Source organism: Glaciimonas sp. PAMC28666 (genome assembly GCF_016917355.1).
Lineage (GTDB): Bacteria > Pseudomonadota > Gammaproteobacteria > Burkholderiales > Burkholderiaceae_D > Glaciimonas.
The window spans coordinates 473,126-493,004 of the sequence record NZ_CP070304.1; the positions used below are offsets into that span (position 1 = coordinate 473,126).

Here is a 19,879-nt window from a genome sequence, read left to right on the forward strand (position 1 = left end):
GTCAGCCTCTGCCAGCAATAACATATAGGGAGTTTTCAACGAAAAGACCCTCTTGGGGATCCTGCAATAGGGTATTGAATCTATCCGCAGCCCGCATCACAAACTTCATCCGTTGGACCGGGTCGGCAAGATTTGCCAGAGGCTGATTACTAAACGTTTCTTTTCGCGCGCTTCTTCCTTCAACCGAGCATTCGCTTGCTAGCGTCAACTGAATTTCCTTCGCCGTTCCACTGGGGAAACTCACCACCCACGAGAAATGATTCGCACGCATCAAGATGGCAAAGTACCGGTCGTCATACAAGGCAGGTTGTAAAATGTTGTTCTGCTCATGCCAGGCCAACCTTTCAAGCCCTCGTACAATATTTCCGGCGTCTATCGCCTCAAATCCTTGAGTGACCTCAGGCCACGGAAAGCCAAATTTGACCTCGCGAGCAATTGGCCATAACACCGACCCATTCAGTTTTTCCCTCTTTTCCAAACAATGCTTGAATCGCCCTAATCCAAATGCTTTGTAAAACATGTGTAACGGCCAGATATCCAAAAACAGGGCCATGTTGCCTTTGGCGAGCATTCTGTAAGCAACGTCAGAAGCATCCCCAGCGCCCTGATCGACCATCGGCATGCGAGGGGAGGCAAAAGGGGATAACCGCTCTAGCGGAAAACTTTGCTTTCCCCAGCTCTGGTAGCGATCACGTTGTTGATTCGATTTTTGCATGATCTCTGCCGCATTGAGCAAACCGCAACCCACCTGCTTCGAAGCGAATGCTGCAAGCCCTGCCCACTGGAAACGACGGTCATCTATCCATAGTTGTGCGTAAGCTGCATTAATACGCCGGTTAATCGCGATCGGATCACCATTCCCGACTATCGCTTCAGCTTTCCTCTGATAGAAACGCCAACAAGTTTCGCAGTCCTGTCTATCATCCTCAACGCGTTGCGCCGCTTGTTCTTGCCAATCTGGATAACAAGTGTCACATTGAAGATCTTCACATTTTTCCATTCACCTATCCCATGTAATGTGTTCATGCCGTTACCGTTCAAGACGGATATCTTCAAATCAGCTGCTCGCTTCAACCGATCCCAGTCGTTACTCCGAATACTCGTTCGGCGAGTCATTTACGCCGATCAACTTGTTGTCCATCAAGGCATATTTCAGCGCACGATCTGCCGATAGCATCTTTCTCTCAACGACACGACGCCAATTTTCATCCATCGTCGCCTCCCTGAAAAACACCACTGTCGCTACAAACTTAGTGCGATCGTCCATCGGCTGCGACAGACTCGCTGCGGCCCCGGGATTCACGACTGCACCATGAGTACCCAACATATCCTGGGCCAGGATGATCTTGTCGTTTGTCAGCAGATCGTTGTAGGTCGCTGCATCGAACGCTTTCCGATCCTTCAGTTGATACACGCGCACGACAACGGATAGTGATTTTTTATTTTCGCTGGTATTAAGCGCATCGCGGGCTTTGAAATCGACGTTGAGGACTTTTACCTGCTTGTTGAAGATAGCCTTGGTCGCGCTGACGGTCGTGTCGGAGGCAGCCTGCCAGGCGCCGCACGCGCTTATCAACGGGCCGATCAGGAGGATGAATATCAGGGACTTAATTGACGTGAAACGCATTGAAATTCCTTACTCTGTTTTCTTGAAAAAATTAGGCTGCAATGCTGCCGTAACGTCCTAATGAAATACTGACGATACGATCTTTGGTCGGTTTTAGTAGGGTGGTCCAGGCTAAGCGTGGCCTTGGCTGAACTTCTCCGTTTACAATGGCTGCCTTGCTTAGTGATAATTGCGGTGCGATCATCGCCGACAATGCCATTCTTAATTCGGCATCGACTTTGTAGCCAAGATAGACACGTATCAAATTGCGCATGTCGCGATGTAATCTGGCGTCGGGCAATATATCATTGGCTTGCCGCGCGTTTGCAGGCTGGATCGTCACCAGCACCGTCTGGGTTTTATCCATCACCCCACGACCAATGACATGACCGTCACCCAAACCACGAGGCATGCTGCCTTGTTTGTTACTGCTGCGAAGACCGAACGGTTGTTCCAAACGTACCCAGATCGGATGAAACTCCTTTACCAATACCCCGGCACCTGGCAACAATTGCCGAATCACTCCAACCAAACCCTCGGCAGTGCGCGTACGCTGTGTCAACAAACCGAGCATGGATAATATTCGGGCAGGTGACACACCTTGTTTGTGTTCCGCATTACCTATTCCAAATCCTGCCAGAGATAGCAAATATCCGGACATATCGTCTTTTCCGCCGGGCCTGAAACCAACTGGATAACGATACTTGCGCCAACTGCGATAAAACAGGGTGGCAATGCGATGGTTAAAAATATCCAGAAACGCCGCTACCGCCTCACTACCCTCGCGCCGTAAAACAATATCTTCAATAAAATGATGCGGCATCGCAGCGTTGACGCCGTAAAGGCCCAAAAAGGTGGTCCGTACCGATGGCGTCGCGAGTGGCCGATCTTCATCGAGTTCAACCGCTGACATTTCGGTGCTGGGGAAACCGACTTTAGGAAATGGTCGAAAGCGTACCGACTCTGCGCCCGGCGAATCAACGCTGCCGAGCAAAGGCAGTTGTGGTGCATGCAATTCCAACAACTGGCAGAATTGAAAAAAATTCATTTGCGGTGCCCGGTCAAGCAGTTCTTTCATGAAATGCGAGATCTGACCGTGTGCCTCTGAATGCGTATCGGAAGTCATAATGGCGCCGCCTCACTCTTACTAGCGGGCCAACTAATTCGCCGACCCGACGGCAGGCTGACCATAACGAATTGGGTAAACAAGTTTAAATCAGCATACAAAGCGAAGAAGCGGTGCAGTAATTCGCCAAACAACATCACATCCCCCTCCCCGGAAAATGCATGGCTATCAAGCGTCACGGTGATTTGCACGCCGCGTTCCATTGCACCGCCGCTAATTTGCCGCAATGCCTTGTGCGAAACGTGCTGAATACCCGTCAGGCGGCGGCGATTAAGTGCGTCGTCCGTCCAGTCATATAGGGCCAGTGCGCCACGCAGGACCTCGGCATCCATCAATGACAGGAAATTTGGCGCCAGATGCGATAACACGCGCCACTGAAATCGATCGCTGGTCGGTGGATACAAAGGTAACGTTGGCGCGGCCAAATTGCGCACTTTACTGACATTCTGGAGTCCGCCAACGAATTGATTTATACCGGCTTCGCGCAAAGCTTTCCGCGGCAACATTCCGTTGGTACCGATAACTTGTAAGGACAAGGTTTCTTCTGGCAGACTCCCCATGGATTCCCAGGCATGACCGCCGAGGATCAGCCAGGTGTCATACAAACCCTTTGCACCCTGCCGCACCCGCGTATGAAAAAAACGTTCTGGTGCTTCATGGCGCAACATCCCGCCGCGATGGCGGAAAGTGGAAAATGGCACGTAGTCTATGCGTTCGCCGGTCAAGTGATCAATCGCATCAACCGATGTGACTGTATAGGTTTCCACGTGCCTGCCATGATGCAAGACTGGCAGCACCCTATAGTCGGTTTCATGATGGTTGACACGGATCGGTTCGGAATCCAGTTTGAACAGGTTGATAATTGGCGTACAGAACAACCGCAGATTCTCAGCAGTAAAGCGCATATCAGAAGGATAGGATGTATCCAATATCGCTTCGATCTCAATGTAATCGCACTTCGCTGGCAAACCAGGAAAGTCGATGCCAAAAAGATCTACGAAGAGAAACTTTTCAGGAAAGGTAAAATACTCCAGAAGTAACTGATAACCGCCAAAGGCATTATCTGCCTTCGGCCATAATCGATCAGTATCGGCAAATCCCGCAGCAGCAAAGCGCCCCTCCGGCATGGGCTGCAATGCACCATCGCGCATACCAGGAATACGTAACCCCATCTGCGTCACTTGTCGCGTTAACGCAAGATGCAAGGCTGCGGCCACTGGACGATCGGCGTTCAAGTACAACCGCACACAAGGAATCGCCATCGCTTCACGCTGCGCTTCTGGAGAAATCGTAAAACGCAAGCGGACCGCAGATCTTCCGTCAGCCAAGTTAATCGCACTTGCCTCACTCAATGTAATGGGCAGCAGTTGCACTGCTTGTGTGGTGCGATAAGTACAAAGTATGGCGTCATTACCTATCGCATCCGAGCGGACTTCCATCCCTGGCGAAACTTCCTCCAACTTCTGCAAGCTAGCAGAATCAGGACAAATTTCCAATATCGATAGCGAGGGAATCATGCGTAAATAATGCGGCCACAGCAAGCTGACCAGCCCCTCCGTCAATTCCGGCAACTCGTCGTCGAGCTTTTGTCGCACGCGCGCGGTCAAAAAGGCAAAGCCTTCGAACAAGCGTTCAACGTAAGGATCGCGATCACCAACGCGATCAAGATTGAGCAGCCGAGCACGATCCGGATGCGCCTCGGAGAATTCTTTACCGGCTTCTCGCAGATAGCGCATCTCGGCTTCATAGTAACGCAGTATTTCGTCGTTCATAATGTCCCTATCAGAAAATTCCCAGGGCCTGTACCGGATTGAGCACGGTCAGTTCTGCCTGCAGTTGTTCGGCACGTCGCGTCACATCCGCTTTATCGGCATCTTTGCGTTGGCCACTTTGTTTGAGCAGACGGTGTAGATGGTGTTTGACTTCGAACACCAGAGTGGGCTCCCAGCGATTGAGTTGGTAGTGCTGCGTCAAACTATTCAGTTCAGTGAGCAGATGCAAGGCTGTATCCAGTTTTCCAGCGTGATCTGCCAGCCGCGCCATCAACCAGCGCTGCAAGAATTGCTGACGCTCAGACTGCATGCCCGGTAAGCCCTGCAGCCAGCCGAACGCCGCTTCAAGTCCATCGCTAGACTGCAACTCACGCACCTGCGCCTCCAATTCTTGCCAATGCGCAGCATCAGTGGCGGTACTTTCTCCGGATAAGGCCAACGGTGCCATCGCCTCACCCGCTTCGAGATCACGCACCACCGCGTGACGGGCAATCCAATCCAAAGTGACATCGTCGGCAAAGGGGGTCCCTTCGTTAAATGCCAGACGCTCAATACCGTCCAGACGCTCCAACATTAACGCAAAGTCACTTCTTAACAGATCGCTCCATTCTGTATAAGGCGATCCGACTTGCTCTAATGCCGAATGCTGAAAATACTGTAAGTCTAGCCACAGGTGATTCGCCCCTTCGGTGTAAGCGCCCTCAACTCTTTCTAATAATTCATGCCATTGCTTTTGTAATACCAGCCGCTTGAATTGCTGACGCAATTCAGTCCGCGGCGGAACTAACCGGGTGCGCCCTTGTTGATCTGATGGCGGCAAATCATGAACAGTATCCCAACGCACGCAGCGAATTAACCGGGTCGAGGATAAATAGCCGCGCTCCTGATTGCGCAGAAATTGCGCCATAACCCGCGCCTGCTCTAATACATCACGAGTAGAGGCAACCGCTGCAACCGGCAAACTATTGTCGCTCACTCCAGAGTCAATAGGAATTTCGGCGATTGCCCTACCCAGCAAACTCTGTGATGTGTTGTCCCTTTGCTCAAAGCGTGATATCAACGGTTGAAGATTCGGACGGGCCCCTTCTGGCCAAAGAGCGGTGTGCGTTTCCAGCAGATGTAAGCTTCCTATGGCGCGCTCCAGATCAATTGGAGAAAAATCTTCAAAGCGCGACAGCTGGTCCAGGAGGCGCGTATTAGACAGCCACTCCAGCGCGCCTTTACGTGCTTCCGCGCGACTGGGATGTAATGCATCGCCGAAGCGATCAACCAGTGCAGCGGTCAACTCAATGCCATCAGCAAAACCGGTACTACCGTCCAGCTTCAGGCGAGCGAAGGTGTAATCCGCCGCTAACCGCAGATCCTTGCCGACTTCTTTAAGCAACTGCTCGCAAGAACTGGCAATCAGGCTGTCGTCGACATTGGACAGCTTGCTTACTTCATCCTTGATCGTAAAAAAGGCATCTTCGTAGGCAGGGTCTCGACCAATCCCGCTGGCATTGCTTTGCTCAGCCCCTGACGGAAGCGGTTGCAGCCACATATGCCAAGTGTCCATGCGTTCACGCATCAGTTCATCTGGATTACGGCTAGTAAATAATTTGCTTAGAAATGTGGGTAACATACTCAAACCTTTATAAGGAAAAGTTGCGCGGAGTGAGATTAAAAGAACGACTGCTCCCTCTCATTCGACAAGCCGTACCGGAAATTTTTTCTGAGCATCGAAGGGAGCAGTGTCGTTGTGCTTGCGGTCGCCTTGATGGATGCCACATTCCGCCCCATCGGGACAAAAATCTGGTTCGGTAAAATAAAATTGCGCAGCGTTAGCAACTCCAATGGACCGGCACCGGCCTCACTGCGCAACAACAGCCGCAATGGCGTAGCGGGTGGCACGCCACCTAGCCCATCGGTTTGCCAGGTCAACTGATACTGCGCGCTGTCAAGCTGCGTCACTTTGGCCTTGGCCAGCAGACGGATCAAACCAAAACGGCCATTGGCGTCGAGTTCCGCACGCAAGCTACTTTGTTCGGTCTGCCATTCAAGACGCGATTCACCGGTCAGGGACTCGCCGGGCCACACCATCGGTTGCCACTCTTCACGTTGATTGAAATAATGTAGTTTTTGCGTTCCGCTCCTGACCAGCATATCGGTCACGCCGCTCGTCGGAATGGGCTTAAGCTCAAACCGTACCTGCGCATCGCCTTCAGAAAACAGATGATTGCTAATTCGCGTCAAGTGATTCAACGACGCGAGGAAGTAAGGATCGATGGTCAACATAGCACCGCCGACGCCTTCGGTCGGGACCCATTCATCGCCTTGCCGCTCCAGCATACCGGCCAGTTGTGTGGTGACAAATCGCGAAATCAAGCCGCCATCGCCACGCAGGAATCGCGCTAATTCAGGCAACGAAATGTCATTGTCAGAGTGGGCGAACGGATAGCGCCCACTAAACGCACTATTCCACGCAGCCACGATAGCGCTACGCCAGGTGGCGTTCAGATTAGCCGCGGCCGGGCGCAATACCACCCCCCAGGTTTGGTCCAGCGGGTGTTCAAACATAGCACTGCCAAAACCGCTCCATTGTTGGCCCAGGCTAGCGCCCACGCGATTGGCATAGTCACGGCTGTCTGCGATATCCGATGTTTTTCCTTGCAAGATCGCCTGCGCGGTGATTCGCGACATGGCATCGGGATCGCTGCTCATCATGATTTGCTGGAGTTTCAGACGTACCGATGTCACCCGCTCCAGATAACGTGCCAGGCTCATTTCGGCACTGCTACCGGATACCGGTTTTACTTCGACACCGGCCTGGTGAACATTGGTGCTATCGGTCAACTGCAATAGCGGCGCGAAGGCGGCTGCCAACGGTGCTTCGTCTACTAGGATGGCGCCCGGCTTAGACGGATCGGAGTCATTGTTTTTGATCAGTTGGTGCGCCTTATCGAGCAGGTCGTCCGACAGCGACCTAACCGTCGTACCCGCACCGGCCTGATAAGAAATTGCTTTAAACAGCGCCAACAACGGTGAGCGCTGGGCATCGGCCAGCAAGTTCAATTGGTCGATGGTCCCCGATAGAGTGCTGTCGCTTTGCCATTGCACGCTGTTAAGGAAGGTTTCCCAAGCGCGAGCATAGTCCGCAAAATAACGGTTCCTTAACGCAGTTTTTAAGTTCTCTGCGCCTGAATTGGCGACTCGTACGTCATCAGCTTTTAAATGGTTTTCTTTTATTTCACTATCGGACGCGGCATAGCCTATATTGACGGCGCCATCAGTCAGTACCCAATCGTGATCGACCTTACGGTGCTTCTCGGCGTCATCGATCGCTTTACTGATGTGCTGGTCCCACGCGGCCCGAGTAAAAATGCCAGGCACGGAGGTGTCGGTGTTAAATAGCCCACGACTACTGGTATTGCCCAACAGCGCTTGCATCGACAATGCTGGATGCTTACTACTAATATCGTCCAAAATAGCCTGGTACAACACATCGGTAGAGTTTTGCAATCCAATCACGCCAATTAAAGCCTCTCGCGCCGAATCGACGAGTTTTTCATCAGGCGAGATCGCCCAGTGACTATTCGCTGCCAGATGACCAACATGAAAGGAGATCAGGCGCCGGCGAAGATCAATCCAGGCACCAATCGATAACTGTGTTTGCGAAGGCAGCATCGGTTGACCGCTGGCTAGCCATTGGGGTATCAGAAACGCGGCATCGGTTTGGGATGGCGCGGCCAACATCAAATAGGTTTTAAGAGCCGCGTACGTCGCTTTAATTTGATCCTGACCGCCGTTGGCTAACTCCTGGTTCGACATGGCACTGCGTTGTATTAGATCGACTTCTAATTGGCTGCGTAAAGGCGCGATCAACATACGATTACTGATCATTGCGTAATGTGGCCAGATGGCCGATAACAACTGCTTATCGCGATTGAGGCCAAAACGGGAATACCACGGCGCGCCCTCACTTTGGCGCATTTCCAGGGCCGCGATCTGCTTTTGTAATTCATCAAGATCAAGCATCGCTGCGACTGGCGTCTGTGTGGTGTGCAGACGATTTAAAACCTCTGTTGCGTGGGCGATTAAGTTGCGATTTGCAGCTAGGGAAATGAGAATGCCCACAGCCCACAGACCGAAAAGAATAGTGGTGCTCCAGGCAAATATTTTCGAGAAAGCCCAACGCGTGGTCGGTGCATGCAGCCCATGCGTGTCATGCGCAACCTTGTCCCATGCAGTCGCAATCGCTTGCGGTACAGGTTTTATCCACAGCCCTTCGTTTATCTGTCCGGTTATGAGAGGTGCTGCCGGACGTACCTGCTGCCTGGCAAATAATATTGCCCGCAGTTGTTGACCTGAAAAGAGTCCCTGAGAAAATTCAGCGGTTCCGGCACTCCACTGTTTCCAATGATCTTCCAACTTGGACGATAAAATGGCAAAGCCCTGACGACCGCTTCGCGCGATATCGTCGGTGCCAATTTCGGCCAGATTTCGGCTCAGTTGCGCAAGCGCGACGCCGATTCGTTGCGGGTTGCGGGCATCGGCTCCCTTGAAAAAACAACCAACTACTTCAGGTAGCGGGTCGCCGTTATCCAGAGCAACGATCAAATATACTGGCAACGCACGTCGCAATGCCAACGACAATCCAGCAACCGACCGTTTAGCGTCGGCTGGCGTCGTGGCATTAATATCTCGCGCTAATACCACTCCGTCGGCGGGACGTCGGAACCACCCGTGCAACCGATGCCAACCACAACTCGGTACTACTGACGACGATACCAAGACCGCATCCACGGTGTCAAGCCAATGCACGTCGCATAACCCTGGGCAAAGTGCCTCGACGACGGCCGGTTCACCATGAATGATCAAAAAAATCTTCTTACGCGCACCAGCATACCCATAGCGTCGACGCAATTGATCTTTCATCTCGGCATGCCAATCAAAGCCAACACTATCACCCTGTTGGGATCGGACGGTGCCGCGATGCCCAAACCAGATCAAGATCGCTTCCCAGCAGATACAACCGAACGCAGCTACCCCGACCAATAGATACAAAAAAAAATCCGGCACATCGGCAAGCAGCGATTTCAATGGTCCCGGCTTGAACAGCACGAGCCCATACAGAATAGCGCTAATAACAACTGTCGTAATAGGATAACCGGCTCGCTGTTTGATCATTTTCGTTCTGCTTATTCGTTGCATCAGAGATGCGTGTTCAAATCGGTGGCGCTTCTTATTCCGCCGCAGGTATCACATCAGTTGGCACCGCTGAAGCGGGCGCTTCAGCAACGTCAATAAAAGACGCACGCCTCAGACTGGAACGGCCGTTGCCCGGCGTCCCAGCGGTATAGCCAGCTTCATACATTTGGGTATCAATATAGGTGAAACGGGTCAAATAGCGTGTAAATAGGGTCACCGGCACTGCTGCGGCAACTATCACGGCACCCACTATTTCAGCGCTATAAGCGCCTGCATTTACAGCGGGATGATCGATAAATAGCCTGAGTCCGCCCATCACCATGATGGTGCCTACAGATGCCATCACGCCTCCCAGCGTAAAAAGACTTAACAATTTTTCCGACCCGGCAGTCGGAGTTGTTGGCGCGACACAACCGATTGGTGTCAGCGACATACCTTCAGGAGCGGCTTGAGCGATACATTGGGCTCCGTGGCCGGCCGCCATCAGATCGAGCGCAGCAGCAAGGGTTAGCCAATAACTGATAGGGCCCGGTTTAGCTGTGGCACTGTCTATGTTATGCAAACCGGACAGGCCCCCGACGCCCTTCAATACCACTCCTGCTTCAAAAAATGCGGCCTGCAAAGCGATGCCTACGGACGCACTGATGCCGGTGGTCCAGACATGCCGTATTTTTCCGATGGGGATCGGTTTAAAGGAATTTAATTGGATCGTACTTTCGGACAATTCATTCAGTCCCGAAATCATAGGCCGCAGCAGAACCGGAGCCCCATAACGCTCTGCCGGGACACGCATACGCGCATCGATCAATAATATACCCACCGCCCCCTCGGTATATTCCAGCGTGGAAGCGTTGTCCGGTTTAAGTTGCCAAGCCAACACCAGTCGCATGCCTGCAAATGGCTTGTCTATCCACGCGTCTAAAAAGTCGATAGGATCGGTGTTTGATTTCTCTGGCGTAAGAATGGTGGGTTGACCAGCTAAGCCAGCCTCATGCCATAACCGCTGAACGACAAGTTTGGCTTTCGCGTATTGACTGGCATCTCCAGTATGCAAAATCACTTCAATCGCCGCACAGTCAATACTTCGTAGAGTCGATTCCAGTTTAGTTAACAGCATCTGTAGAATTCTATCAATGCGGGCGCCGCCCTTTTCCGGCATCGGCACCGTCATCGGTTTTCTGGTAAGCGCTGGTAGGCCACCGCCATCAAGCCCCGTCAGACGCACCGCCAAATCGTCCTCCGCCAGGATCACCTCGTGCCCTAATACTTTCAGATATTGACGAGCCCACCTACCCCAAACTTCGAGATGCTGATCTCGTCGCAGGTTCCACACAACATGATCAAGCCGTCGGGCTTCGCGCTTTTCTATCCAGATGCCTAGCACAATCAGCCATGCAGTCACTGGCCAATATATCATCGCGCCCCAAAACGGTAACGTCGCGCTGGTCTCGCCGATCGGCCAGGTAAATAAGGTCACCATAGCTGAAACCACTACAAAGACCAAAAGCAACCCTGACGGCCACCAGCCAACAGGTCGCCGGACAGTAGGCATGACCGGTATTTCAGGAGTTGGCCACGGCATCCTTACAACACTCCTGAATCTGTCAGCGTCGCGATCACAACACAACCACAGCGCGTGCGGCAGCGGTCGACTACGTATTCTCGACCATGCTCAATAGCGCCCGAAGCGCCCTCCACAATCGTACTTTCACCATGCAGATCGCAATGCACCAAGTCATTGACTAACGCAACTGTCAATCCTACGAATGAAGAAGATGAAGAGGCGGTTTTAACATAGCCACCGGGCTCCAATGGATCATTTAAACGAACAAAGGGGCGCATAATATTCTCATGTTTAATCAGGACTTTCGGGATACCCGCGCATCTGCCAGAGCAGTCGATATGGCTTGTCGGAGTTGCATCAACCTCCCCTCCAAAGTTCTTCTTCGTCACGCTTTTTCTGCATCGCCGAGGTAATCGTTTCTGTATCAATAGCTGAGGGCATCGATGAAGCGGTAGCCTTGCCCGTGAACCAATACATATCATCGGCCAACATCCAATCGGCCTGCTGTATCAGTTCGGCCCAAAAATCGCGCTCTAACCCGCTGTAGCAAAAACCTATCGGCACATCGTAGGCCACCACTTGCTGTATGAATGGCCCGTGCATTGGTAAGGTGCTGTGGTTAGTGGGGATGGGTCGATATTGTTCCAGTCGCGCCTTCAGTTGGGCACGTGTTTCGCGCACCTGCGTGGTTCGAAACATATCAGTCCGATGCGTCACCGTGAAGTATTTTTCGGGTTGATACGCGGCGACCAGATGGATGAATTCTGAATCTTTATAGGTACCCGTTTCAGAATTGATCTCTCCCATCGTTTCGGTTTTTTCGTTCAGATAAACGTCGAATTTGTTCAAATCCTCCGAAGTGAGGGGTACCGGTACTTTCTCCGCATTAATAAACACTTGTTTGCTCGGATCGGGCGTACTCCATAAAGGACCGCCGGCACCGCTTAAAATGAGCAAATTGCCATTCCAGAAGCTACCTGGCTTCACCGGTTTACCGGTCGCTTTATCAACGTCGGCCGGACGCACTAACGGCAACGTACCGAAATTTTGAAACCCGGGCGCATCTCCGCAGGGCGAACTGCGGGCCAGCATGCGTTGATACAGGTTGTATTCTTTGTTATCCAGCATCGCTTTGGGCACGCCCTGCCAGCCGGTACTTTTCAGTGCGGTCATGCCCATTACCCGGTCATGCGGATTAAAGTAGACATACATACGACCGTTATTGTCACGCTCCGGCGTATCGTTAGCACCCATCACATCATCCCGCCACAAGGCGCCTGCCGCCGTCACGCCGACGTTCAGGCAGCCACCAAAGTCGCTATAACTTTTGCGATCATCTTTTATCCGTTTGGCGACCGCTTCAAAGGTATTGACGCGCGCTGCCGGCGTGGAACGCTCCCAACCCAATTGAAAAAAATCGATCCCAATGTCTTCCAGACGATACGGCGAATTCATGACAAACAACGCATCCGGCGCCCGAGTTTTACACGCTAACGTGGCGGCCATCGCCAGCATCGTGCCCTGACTGTGTGCGATCAACGTAATCGTATCTTCCTTGTGTCTCGTGCGAATTTTATCGATTAAATCCGCCAGTCGTTGGACCGCATGCGCGTAATAGTCCCGCGGTGGTGCGTCCTGCAATTGACGATCTTCCTGGGTGTTGAGCGATTGCAGATTAAACACCTTCCCCACGTGTTTTTTAAAACCACGTTTGCTCCACAAGCTCGGCAAATCCGTGGTGCCGTTGACGAACGGCCCACCACCCCAATAGAACGGCCCCCGTTGAGCAGCCTTGTCTTTGAGCGGTTCCCACGGGCTCTCATCCTTAAAATTACGCAGTGCAATCAGGTAGTCTTTTTCTTGGCCGGCTGGTGCGGAGTAGCCCCAGTAAAACCGAAGAACGGGTGACTCCCCGAATTCCCCATCCTTATTTCTGATCATGCGCCTGAACCCAGAGGAGGTATTCATACTGGGAAAGGCCGGATTCGGTGCCGTTGTATAAGTGTTGGCGACGAGAGCCGATGAACCGCCTCTGTTAAGGCGATCGTTCAATCCCTTGCATAGATTTTGTTCCATCATATCAAACCATTCCCCTTGAGAGTTGACGCCATGCACCAGTATGATGATGCCGGGTAAATCCTCGGGCACTTTGCATAGGGCCCGGACCGGAAACCCAACAGGTGTAGAAATACAATGCCAGGAGCGATTACTTTGAGATATGCAGGAGGAAAGGGCGGCGTTTGCAAATAGGCCGGATCGATACTAAAAGGCACGACGCAACCACTTAACAGCAACGTCGCAGTCATCATACATAAACCAATTTTGATATATTTCATCGTTCTCTCATTGATTAAAATCCTATATTTAAATGACTTTCGTGTGTGTCAAACGACTAGAGCGTCTGCCACAGTCATCGATCTGCATCGCCACTTCACGAACGACCACGCTATGTATATTTTGGAGTATCTGGCTTGTTATCAGCCACAGTTCGCTCTCCTGATATTGCTAGCGGTTATTTTAGTAATCGGGAAATTTGGGTAAACTCTTGTCATCGCAGGTGTAACGATCTTCGTTGGAAGGCGGCAGCGGCAAATTAAGTAAAGTATGTGAACTTGAATGAAGCCAGATTGCTGAGGGAGGGGTTAAGCGGTCAGATCCTACATACGGAAGATCTTTTGGCGCAGGGAATCCCCTACGGTACGAAACATCGTCAACGATGATTTGATCCTTGGTTGCTGCCATCGTGGACCGGTAAGTCTTCCACTTTACCGCCTGCTTGCGGTCCACGGATTTGAACACACCAGCCATTTTTTATAAAGCTTCCCACCATGTTGGCGGCGAATGAAAATGAAGCATTTACCCACAGATAGCGACTGTGATCCGGGCCTTTCACGGCTTCGGTATAGTTGAAGGCGCGCACCGGTACCGTATCCGGCCCGTATGGTAAACGTCCTAATACACGCGGCATGGTCAAGCCGACATAACGGGAATCGTCGGTGTCACGAAAACTTTTCCATTTGAGGTATTCGGCGCGGTCAAAGTAATTGCCGATGTCCTGGATAGCGGAGACTTCTTCCATTGTTTCTTTACCAAAGAAAGCAGGGCCGACAGAACCAACAAACGGCATATGGGCGGAAGCAGCCACCTTGGAGACGTTCCGCAGTAACGCCATATCTTGTGGCGAGTTGCTGAACTCGTAATTGGAAATGATGGAGCCGATAGGTTCACCGCCTGGTGTGTCATATTCCTGAATATACGTATGACGATACAAGCCGCTTTGCGTCACTTCAGGTGTGTCTTCAAAATCCTGATGCAAAGCATCCTTGGAGACATCCAGTACTTCAATTTTGATGTTCTTGCGGAAATCGGTACGATCAACTAAAAATCGCAAACCCCGCCAGGCTGATTCAATCTGTTGAAATTCCGGCGCATGCATGACGGCATCGAGTTGACGGCTAATCTGCCGGTCCAGAGTGCCAATATGAAAATCGAGCAACGTTTTGTCGAGACGATCAACTTTTTTGCTGGCATCGGCCACCATGTTAAGAAACACACCGACCGCACGCGCCATGCGCTCGTCGGCGGGTGATTCGGACAAAATATCGTTATCCTGAAACGCCTCCAGCGGACGCGCTTTATCGATAGGCTTGAGGTTAATTTTGTCGCACAGAGATTCATAGACGCTGCGCTCGGTTTGAGCGGATGCTGCGATCGTACCGACCACTTCATTTTCTTCCATTGCTGCGATGTTCTGCTTAATTTCGTTGCGTGACATACTTTTTTCCTTTTTCAATGATCCTGATGCGCTAATGGAGTCAACCGACTCTTTTAGCCATTGCCTGGTTGCATTTCAATGGACGCGATACGTCCAAGGTCAGCGCGCAGGCTGCCTGACAGGGATTCATCTTTAAGAATTTTTTCCAGCTCACGCCTAAAAGCGCCGTTATCGAGCAGATTTGATTTCAGATCACGTAGCAAATTGCGCATTGCCATCAAGGCTTGTAATTCAGGAATCTGACGCGCCACACTCTCAGGCGAGAAGTCTTTCATCGATTTGAAGTTGAGCGCTACACGCATCTCGGAATCGTCACCGGCCAAGGTGTTCAAGGCAATGATATTAGCTTGAGGATTGATATCTGCCAGTACCGCGTTGAAGTTGATTTTATTGATATTTACTTTTTTCCGATTGGCCAGTTGCATTTTTTCTTTACCGGCACTGAAATCGCCCATCACCAACAGCTTTAGTGGTAATTCAACACGTTTTTGCGCTCCTCCCGTATGCAGATCGAGCGAAATATTAACTCTTGCTTTAGGTATTTCTCGTTGAAAACTTTCAGCCATTTATAAATTCTCCTGTAAAAATTAAACACATATAAAGTTCTCTCATGAAAACTTGGAACGTATTTAAAATTTAACATGGATTAATTATTTAAAAATGAAAATAAAGTTTTTTAGGGCTTTTACTTATGCTTATTCATCATTTTATGCATTGATTTAAAAGCACTAATACACGCGTCAACAATACTTAATTGACAATATGAATTGATAATATTTTCATTTAAGTTAATTTTTTATAAATAACTTATATTCTCCTCAAATACATCAATATGCACAATATATCAAGCTCATTAGTTAACCTGAAAAATTCGTTAAAACATATAAAAATAATATTAATTGTCGACAAAAATATATCAATGACTAATGCAACATAAGTAAAACACCTAAATAGACATCTCAATCGCCGCATTTTATTGTTAAATAAGAAGAAAGACTTTAGTATTTTAAAAAACAATATCCATAAAGAAGCGACAGAACGATTATTAACGGGAAATAATGCGAACCTATAAACCACTTTGGCAAGAAGGCGTCATTTTGACGCCCCAGCATTTTCAGCAACAAGCACTGTGGGCGCAATTTAACGAGCGGCTATTAATAAGTCTGACCGTTGCAGAGTCGTGGGGCGTCGTGCAGGTACAAGTTGATGAAGAAACGTTGGCCGCAGGTCGTCTAAAATTAAACGCCTTAAAGTTGCGCATGCCGGATAACACTGTGATTGACACCGCAATGGCCGATGTATTGCCACCCGGCCGCGATGTGGCGCGCGACCTTCCTGCCGCGCTGCAAAGTGCCATCGTGTATGCTGCGTTGCCATTGCTAAACGCAGATGGCGCTAACTGCCGCTTTGATGAAGAAAAGCTACCGCGACCGCGCCGTTACTTCCGCGAATACGTAAAGGTGCCAGATCTTTTCGGCGAAGGAGTCGAAGAGATCTCGGTGGAACGTCATGCAGTGCATCTACTCTTTGACTTCGAGACTCATGCGGACGACATGGTGTGTCCCGTTGCGCGGATCATGCGAAATACGGGCGGTCAATTTGAGGTCGACAAAGCTTACGTGCCGCCGTGCCTGGTTCTGGCAGCACATCCACGCCACATTGAGCGGATGACGCGCCTGGATGATATCCTGCGCGGGAAAAGCCTCGCTCTATCAACTCGTCGACGTGAACGGGTTGATCAGATCGCTGAATTTGGTATCGCTGACGTATCGCTTTTCTGGCTTTTGCATTGCATTAATACCCACTGGCCAGATTTGTCGTTCCTGGTGAGTCATCCCAATCAGCCGCCAGAAAAACTCTACGCAGTGCTATCCCGGTTAGCGGGTGCGTTGATGACATTCTCCACTGACACCACCTTATCGACATTACCTGCCTATATCCATAGTGAACAGGACCTGGTGTTTGGGAAATTGGAAGCCTCGATTCGGGACCTGTTGGATACCATCATTCCATCGCGGGTCATAGCCATAGGCTTGACACAAAAGACGCCAAGTATCTGGAGCGGCCTATTCAACGACGAACGCTTGCGAGGCGGCGCTGACTATTATTTGTCGGTTCAGGCGTCGGTCCCGGCGTTACAACTGATCGAGCAAATTCCTAAATTGTGCAAGATCGGCAGCCCGGACGATATAGGACATATCGTCAATGCAGCGTTAGCCGGAATTCCTTTACGTGCTGTGCAACGGGTGCCAGCGGCGATCCCGGTGCGACTGGAAAACCAATACTTTGCGTTGGACACGCAAGACCCGGCACATGCACGCATGCTGGTTGCACACGCTTGCCAGATTTATCTACCGTCATCAATGCCTGACGCCTCGCTTGAACTATTCGCGGTATTGAGAACATGAAAACGTTATCGGCTTTTCCCCGCGCGTTTTCGCCCGCCCCGGCTGATCCTGAGGTACCCACATCCACATCCGCGTCCAAATTCAACATCAGCATTCGTGCGCTATTCCGCGACACTGCATTACAAGTAGCATTGCTGGCACAAAACGCGGTCCCGGACGCTATAGATGAATTGCGTAAGGACTGTACGCTTTTAGTTGTCGCATTCCAGGACGCATTGGAGCTAAACAAGATCGCTCCGGATGTCATACATGATGCAGTGTATGCACAATGTGGCTTGCTTGATGAAACCGTGCTGCGTCATTTGCCGGACAAACAAAAATCGGTATGGGATGCAAACCCATTGCAAGTAGAGCGTTTTCAAAATCACGATGCAGGAACCCGCATTTACGAACGCATCGTGGCCCGCATGCGCGAAACACCACCCAATCTTGGGCTGCTTGAGTGCTACAGCACAATACTTGGTCTCGGCTTTAAGGGCCGCTATGCGCGTGATGGTGAGTCAATACGTACGGATCTGATGGCTGCGCTTAATACGCAAATTGCACAGCTAAGTCCGATGTCTGATCAAAGTTTGATCATCGAGAACGCCGACCGCAAGGGACTAATTTTTTTATACCGCCTTTCGCCATGGGCCTTGCCAGGAGTCACCGTAGTCGCCGCGCTACTGCTTTATGTGTTGCTGGGTCATTCGCTAGACCTGCAACTGTCCCATCTGCTGCAACAAAAATTGTAATGAACAATTTTAATTCAGGCTATCCCACGCTCATCGCAATGCTGGCTACGATGCCGGGTTTACTGCTGGTATTGGGGGTGCTCAATTTGGCACCCACATTGACATCGATCTTGGTGACGATAATTTTGTTGTCGGCATGCAGCGTGCTTGCCTTGTGGTTGCTAAGCTTGAAGAAAATTCGTCAAAGCAGTGCTGAAATTTTAGAAGCACTAGGGGCCGCCACGACTGATCTTCCGCGAAGCTTGCGGACACAATTGCCGTTAATCCTGGTGGTCGGCGACGGCCTTGCACAACTATTTTTGAACGGCAAAGGTAGCCAACTGGCGCATATTTCTGATGGCGCTATTTGGGTGCGAGTCGAACGGTCACAAGATATGTGCAGTTTGTCATTGTTGCTGCGCCAGTGGCGTGATGGCAGGGGACCTGACGGTATCGTACTGGCAATTGCCCCGGCTTTGCATGCCGACCTGCGTGCCTTAACCCAGTCCCTCCGTTTAATTCGTCAGGCAGCCAGCGACACAGGGCGGATGTTGGGAGCCCCTATTCCTGGCTACTTGGCACTATACCAGCGACTTTCCAGTGCCCAACCCACGCAGGACGACAGAACACCCGTATGGTATGGCATTTTGTCTGCAACACTTCCAGACCAACTGAAAAAAGATACGTGCGCTTTTGAACCGGTAATTCGGTGTATGGAGGCACAAGCCCACCGTTCTCAGGCGCAATCCGCCCCCTACTGGCGCGCAGCAGCCTTATCAAATTTAATGGGATGGACCCGCAACGTCGTCCTGACTACGTTACAGGATCAGCAACAACCTGCTGTAGCGTGGCCTCTGTTTGGTATCGCATGGACCGACTGCGGACCAGTGGCACACACACATTCCCTTTGGCACCAGCACCTGCATGAACACACCCGCCTGGCACCGCCACCTTTCCTTGCCAGCAATGGCCGCTGGCCTTTACCAGCAACGTTCATCAATGCCTTACCACAACGTACCTGGATTTCACCGCACCTACGAGTTTTGCCGTATGCGCTGACGCTAATAGTCATTTTCGCGGCATTAGCCGGATGGGGTGCAGCGCGAAACAATCGCTCCTTGGTGATGCAGACGAGCGCAAACATAGCCCGTTTCAACCATATTCCTGTAGCGCACGACGCAGCCAGACGCGATGCTTTACTTACGCTGACCAAAGACCGCAACCGGCTAGAGAGTTATCAACGTAGTGGCGTCCCTTTGCATCTCTCCTTCGGTATGTATCGTGGCACTGTAATGTTGCCAGTATTAAATGCGACGATTGCTTCATACCAGCCGCCAGCAGTATTACCGACCGTCGTCACCCTGGAAAGCATGTCGTTGTTCGCTAGCGGTGAAGCGCAACTAAAACCGGGATCAACACGTGTCATGGTGGCGGCGCTGGAAATGATCAAAGCGCATCCGAATAATCGGATTCTGGTCGCGGGTTATACCGACAACACGGGCAACTCGGCCAGTAATTTACGCTTATCCATTGCCCGGGCAAGTGCTGTGCGCGACTGGCTGACGGAGGCGTCAGACATGGCACCTTCGCGTTTTGCGATTCAAGGTTATGGCGAGAGCCGGCCCTTGGCCGACAATCAGATTGGTGGGGGACGGGCCCGCAATCGCCGGGTTGAAATCACTTTGGTACCCGATATTCAAGAAAAGGATGTGCCTCAATAAAAATTTG

General features: G+C 51.1%; 14 protein-coding genes. 3 read left to right on the forward strand and 11 right to left on the reverse strand.

The window, feature by feature from the left end; translation table 11 throughout:
• Position 1: 1 nt before the first annotated feature.
• The 11 genes from JQN73_RS02110 to tssB form a co-directional block, all read right to left on the reverse strand.
• On the reverse strand, positions 2-1,000 hold the full coding sequence (locus tag JQN73_RS02110; protein ID WP_205321463.1) for a hypothetical protein: 999 nt from the start codon (positions 998-1,000) through the stop codon (positions 2-4).
• 87 nt (positions 1,001-1,087) lie between these two features.
• Positions 1,088-1,627: a type VI secretion system lipoprotein TssJ gene (gene tssJ / locus JQN73_RS02115; protein ID WP_205321465.1), complete on the reverse strand. Its 540-nt coding sequence runs from the start codon at positions 1,625-1,627 to the stop codon at positions 1,088-1,090.
• 31 nt (positions 1,628-1,658) lie between these two features.
• Complete coding sequence (gene tssG / locus JQN73_RS02120; protein ID WP_205321466.1) at positions 1,659-2,732, reverse strand: type VI secretion system baseplate subunit TssG; 1,074 nt, start codon at positions 2,730-2,732, stop codon at positions 1,659-1,661.
• Positions 2,729-4,504 carry a type VI secretion system baseplate subunit TssF gene (gene tssF / locus JQN73_RS02125; protein WP_205321467.1) on the reverse strand — a complete coding sequence of 592 codons (1,776 nt, stop codon included), beginning with the start codon at positions 4,502-4,504 and terminating at the stop codon, positions 2,729-2,731. Before tssF ends, tssG begins: the two co-directional genes overlap by 4 nt.
• Before the next feature lie 10 nt (positions 4,505-4,514).
• Complete coding sequence (tssA, locus tag JQN73_RS02130; RefSeq protein ID WP_205321468.1) at positions 4,515-6,125, reverse strand: type VI secretion system protein TssA; 1,611 nt, start codon at positions 6,123-6,125, stop codon at positions 4,515-4,517.
• A 38-nt stretch (positions 6,126-6,163) separates the two neighbouring features.
• Complete coding sequence (locus tag JQN73_RS02135) at positions 6,164-9,670, reverse strand: ImcF-related family protein (RefSeq protein WP_205321469.1); 3,507 nt, start codon at positions 9,668-9,670, stop codon at positions 6,164-6,166.
• Between the two features lie 55 nt (positions 9,671-9,725).
• Positions 9,726-11,171 (reverse strand): hypothetical protein, encoded by a 1,446-nt coding sequence (locus JQN73_RS02140; protein ID WP_205321470.1) that lies wholly within the window; start codon positions 11,169-11,171, stop codon positions 9,726-9,728.
• 104 nt (positions 11,172-11,275) lie between these two features.
• A complete protein-coding gene (locus JQN73_RS02145; protein WP_205321471.1) occupies positions 11,276-11,533 on the reverse strand; it encodes a PAAR domain-containing protein in 258 nt (85 codons plus the stop codon).
• Between the two features lie 79 nt (positions 11,534-11,612).
• A complete protein-coding gene (locus JQN73_RS02150) occupies positions 11,613-13,334 on the reverse strand; it encodes an alpha/beta hydrolase (RefSeq protein WP_205321473.1) in 1,722 nt (573 codons plus the stop codon).
• A gap of 631 nt (positions 13,335-13,965) precedes the next feature.
• Positions 13,966-14,994 (reverse strand): type VI secretion system contractile sheath large subunit, encoded by a 1,029-nt coding sequence (tssC, locus tag JQN73_RS02155; RefSeq protein ID WP_205323127.1) that lies wholly within the window; start codon positions 14,992-14,994, stop codon positions 13,966-13,968.
• A gap of 89 nt (positions 14,995-15,083) precedes the next feature.
• Complete coding sequence (gene tssB / locus JQN73_RS02160) at positions 15,084-15,596, reverse strand: type VI secretion system contractile sheath small subunit (protein ID WP_205321475.1); 513 nt, start codon at positions 15,594-15,596, stop codon at positions 15,084-15,086.
• A gap of 492 nt (positions 15,597-16,088) precedes the next feature.
• Between tssB and tssK the strand changes: the two genes are divergently transcribed.
• From tssK to JQN73_RS02175, 3 genes are read left to right on the forward strand one after another with little or no spacing between them, the layout of a single operon-like run.
• The gene (gene tssK / locus JQN73_RS02165; protein WP_205321476.1) at positions 16,089-17,438 is read left to right on the forward strand and encodes a type VI secretion system baseplate subunit TssK; all 1,350 of its coding nucleotides are present in this window, start codon (positions 16,089-16,091) and stop codon (positions 17,436-17,438) included.
• Complete coding sequence (locus tag JQN73_RS02170; protein ID WP_205321478.1) at positions 17,435-18,172, forward strand: DotU family type IV/VI secretion system protein; 738 nt, start codon at positions 17,435-17,437, stop codon at positions 18,170-18,172. Before tssK ends, JQN73_RS02170 begins: the two co-directional genes overlap by 4 nt.
• Positions 18,172-19,872 carry an OmpA family protein gene (locus JQN73_RS02175; protein ID WP_240162396.1) on the forward strand — a complete coding sequence of 567 codons (1,701 nt, stop codon included), beginning with the start codon at positions 18,172-18,174 and terminating at the stop codon, positions 19,870-19,872. Before JQN73_RS02170 ends, JQN73_RS02175 begins: the two co-directional genes overlap by 1 nt.
• The last annotated feature ends 7 nt before the right edge of the window (positions 19,873-19,879 follow it).

Coding starts and splice junctions, on each gene's coding strand:
- JQN73_RS02110 (WP_205321463.1), bottom strand. CDS start 1,000: ATGGAAAAATGTGAAGATCTTCAATGTGACACTTGTTATCCAGATTGG.
- JQN73_RS02135 (WP_205321469.1), bottom strand. CDS start 9,670: ATGATCAAACAGCGAGCCGGTTATCCTATTACGACAGTTGTTATTAGC.
- JQN73_RS02150 (WP_205321473.1), bottom strand. CDS start 13,334: ATGATGGAACAAAATCTATGCAAGGGATTGAACGATCGCCTTAACAGA.
- JQN73_RS02175 (WP_240162396.1), top strand. CDS start 18,172: ATGAACAATTTTAATTCAGGCTATCCCACGCTCATCGCAATGCTGGCT.
- JQN73_RS02170 (WP_205321478.1), top strand. CDS start 17,435: ATGAAAACGTTATCGGCTTTTCCCCGCGCGTTTTCGCCCGCCCCGGCT.
- tssJ (WP_205321465.1), bottom strand. CDS start 1,627: ATGCGTTTCACGTCAATTAAGTCCCTGATATTCATCCTCCTGATCGGC.
- JQN73_RS02140 (WP_205321470.1), bottom strand. CDS start 11,171: ATGGTGACCTTATTTACCTGGCCGATCGGCGAGACCAGCGCGACGTTA.
- tssG (WP_205321466.1), bottom strand. CDS start 2,732: ATGACTTCCGATACGCATTCAGAGGCACACGGTCAGATCTCGCATTTC.
- tssF (WP_205321467.1), bottom strand. CDS start 4,504: ATGAACGACGAAATACTGCGTTACTATGAAGCCGAGATGCGCTATCTG.
- JQN73_RS02145 (WP_205321471.1), bottom strand. CDS start 11,533: ATGCGCCCCTTTGTTCGTTTAAATGATCCATTGGAGCCCGGTGGCTAT.
- tssK (WP_205321476.1), top strand. CDS start 16,089: ATGCGAACCTATAAACCACTTTGGCAAGAAGGCGTCATTTTGACGCCC.
- tssA (WP_205321468.1), bottom strand. CDS start 6,125: ATGTTACCCACATTTCTAAGCAAATTATTTACTAGCCGTAATCCAGAT.
- tssB (WP_205321475.1), bottom strand. CDS start 15,596: ATGGCTGAAAGTTTTCAACGAGAAATACCTAAAGCAAGAGTTAATATT.
- tssC (WP_205323127.1), bottom strand. CDS start 14,994: ATGGAAGAAAATGAAGTGGTCGGTACGATCGCAGCATCCGCTCAAACC.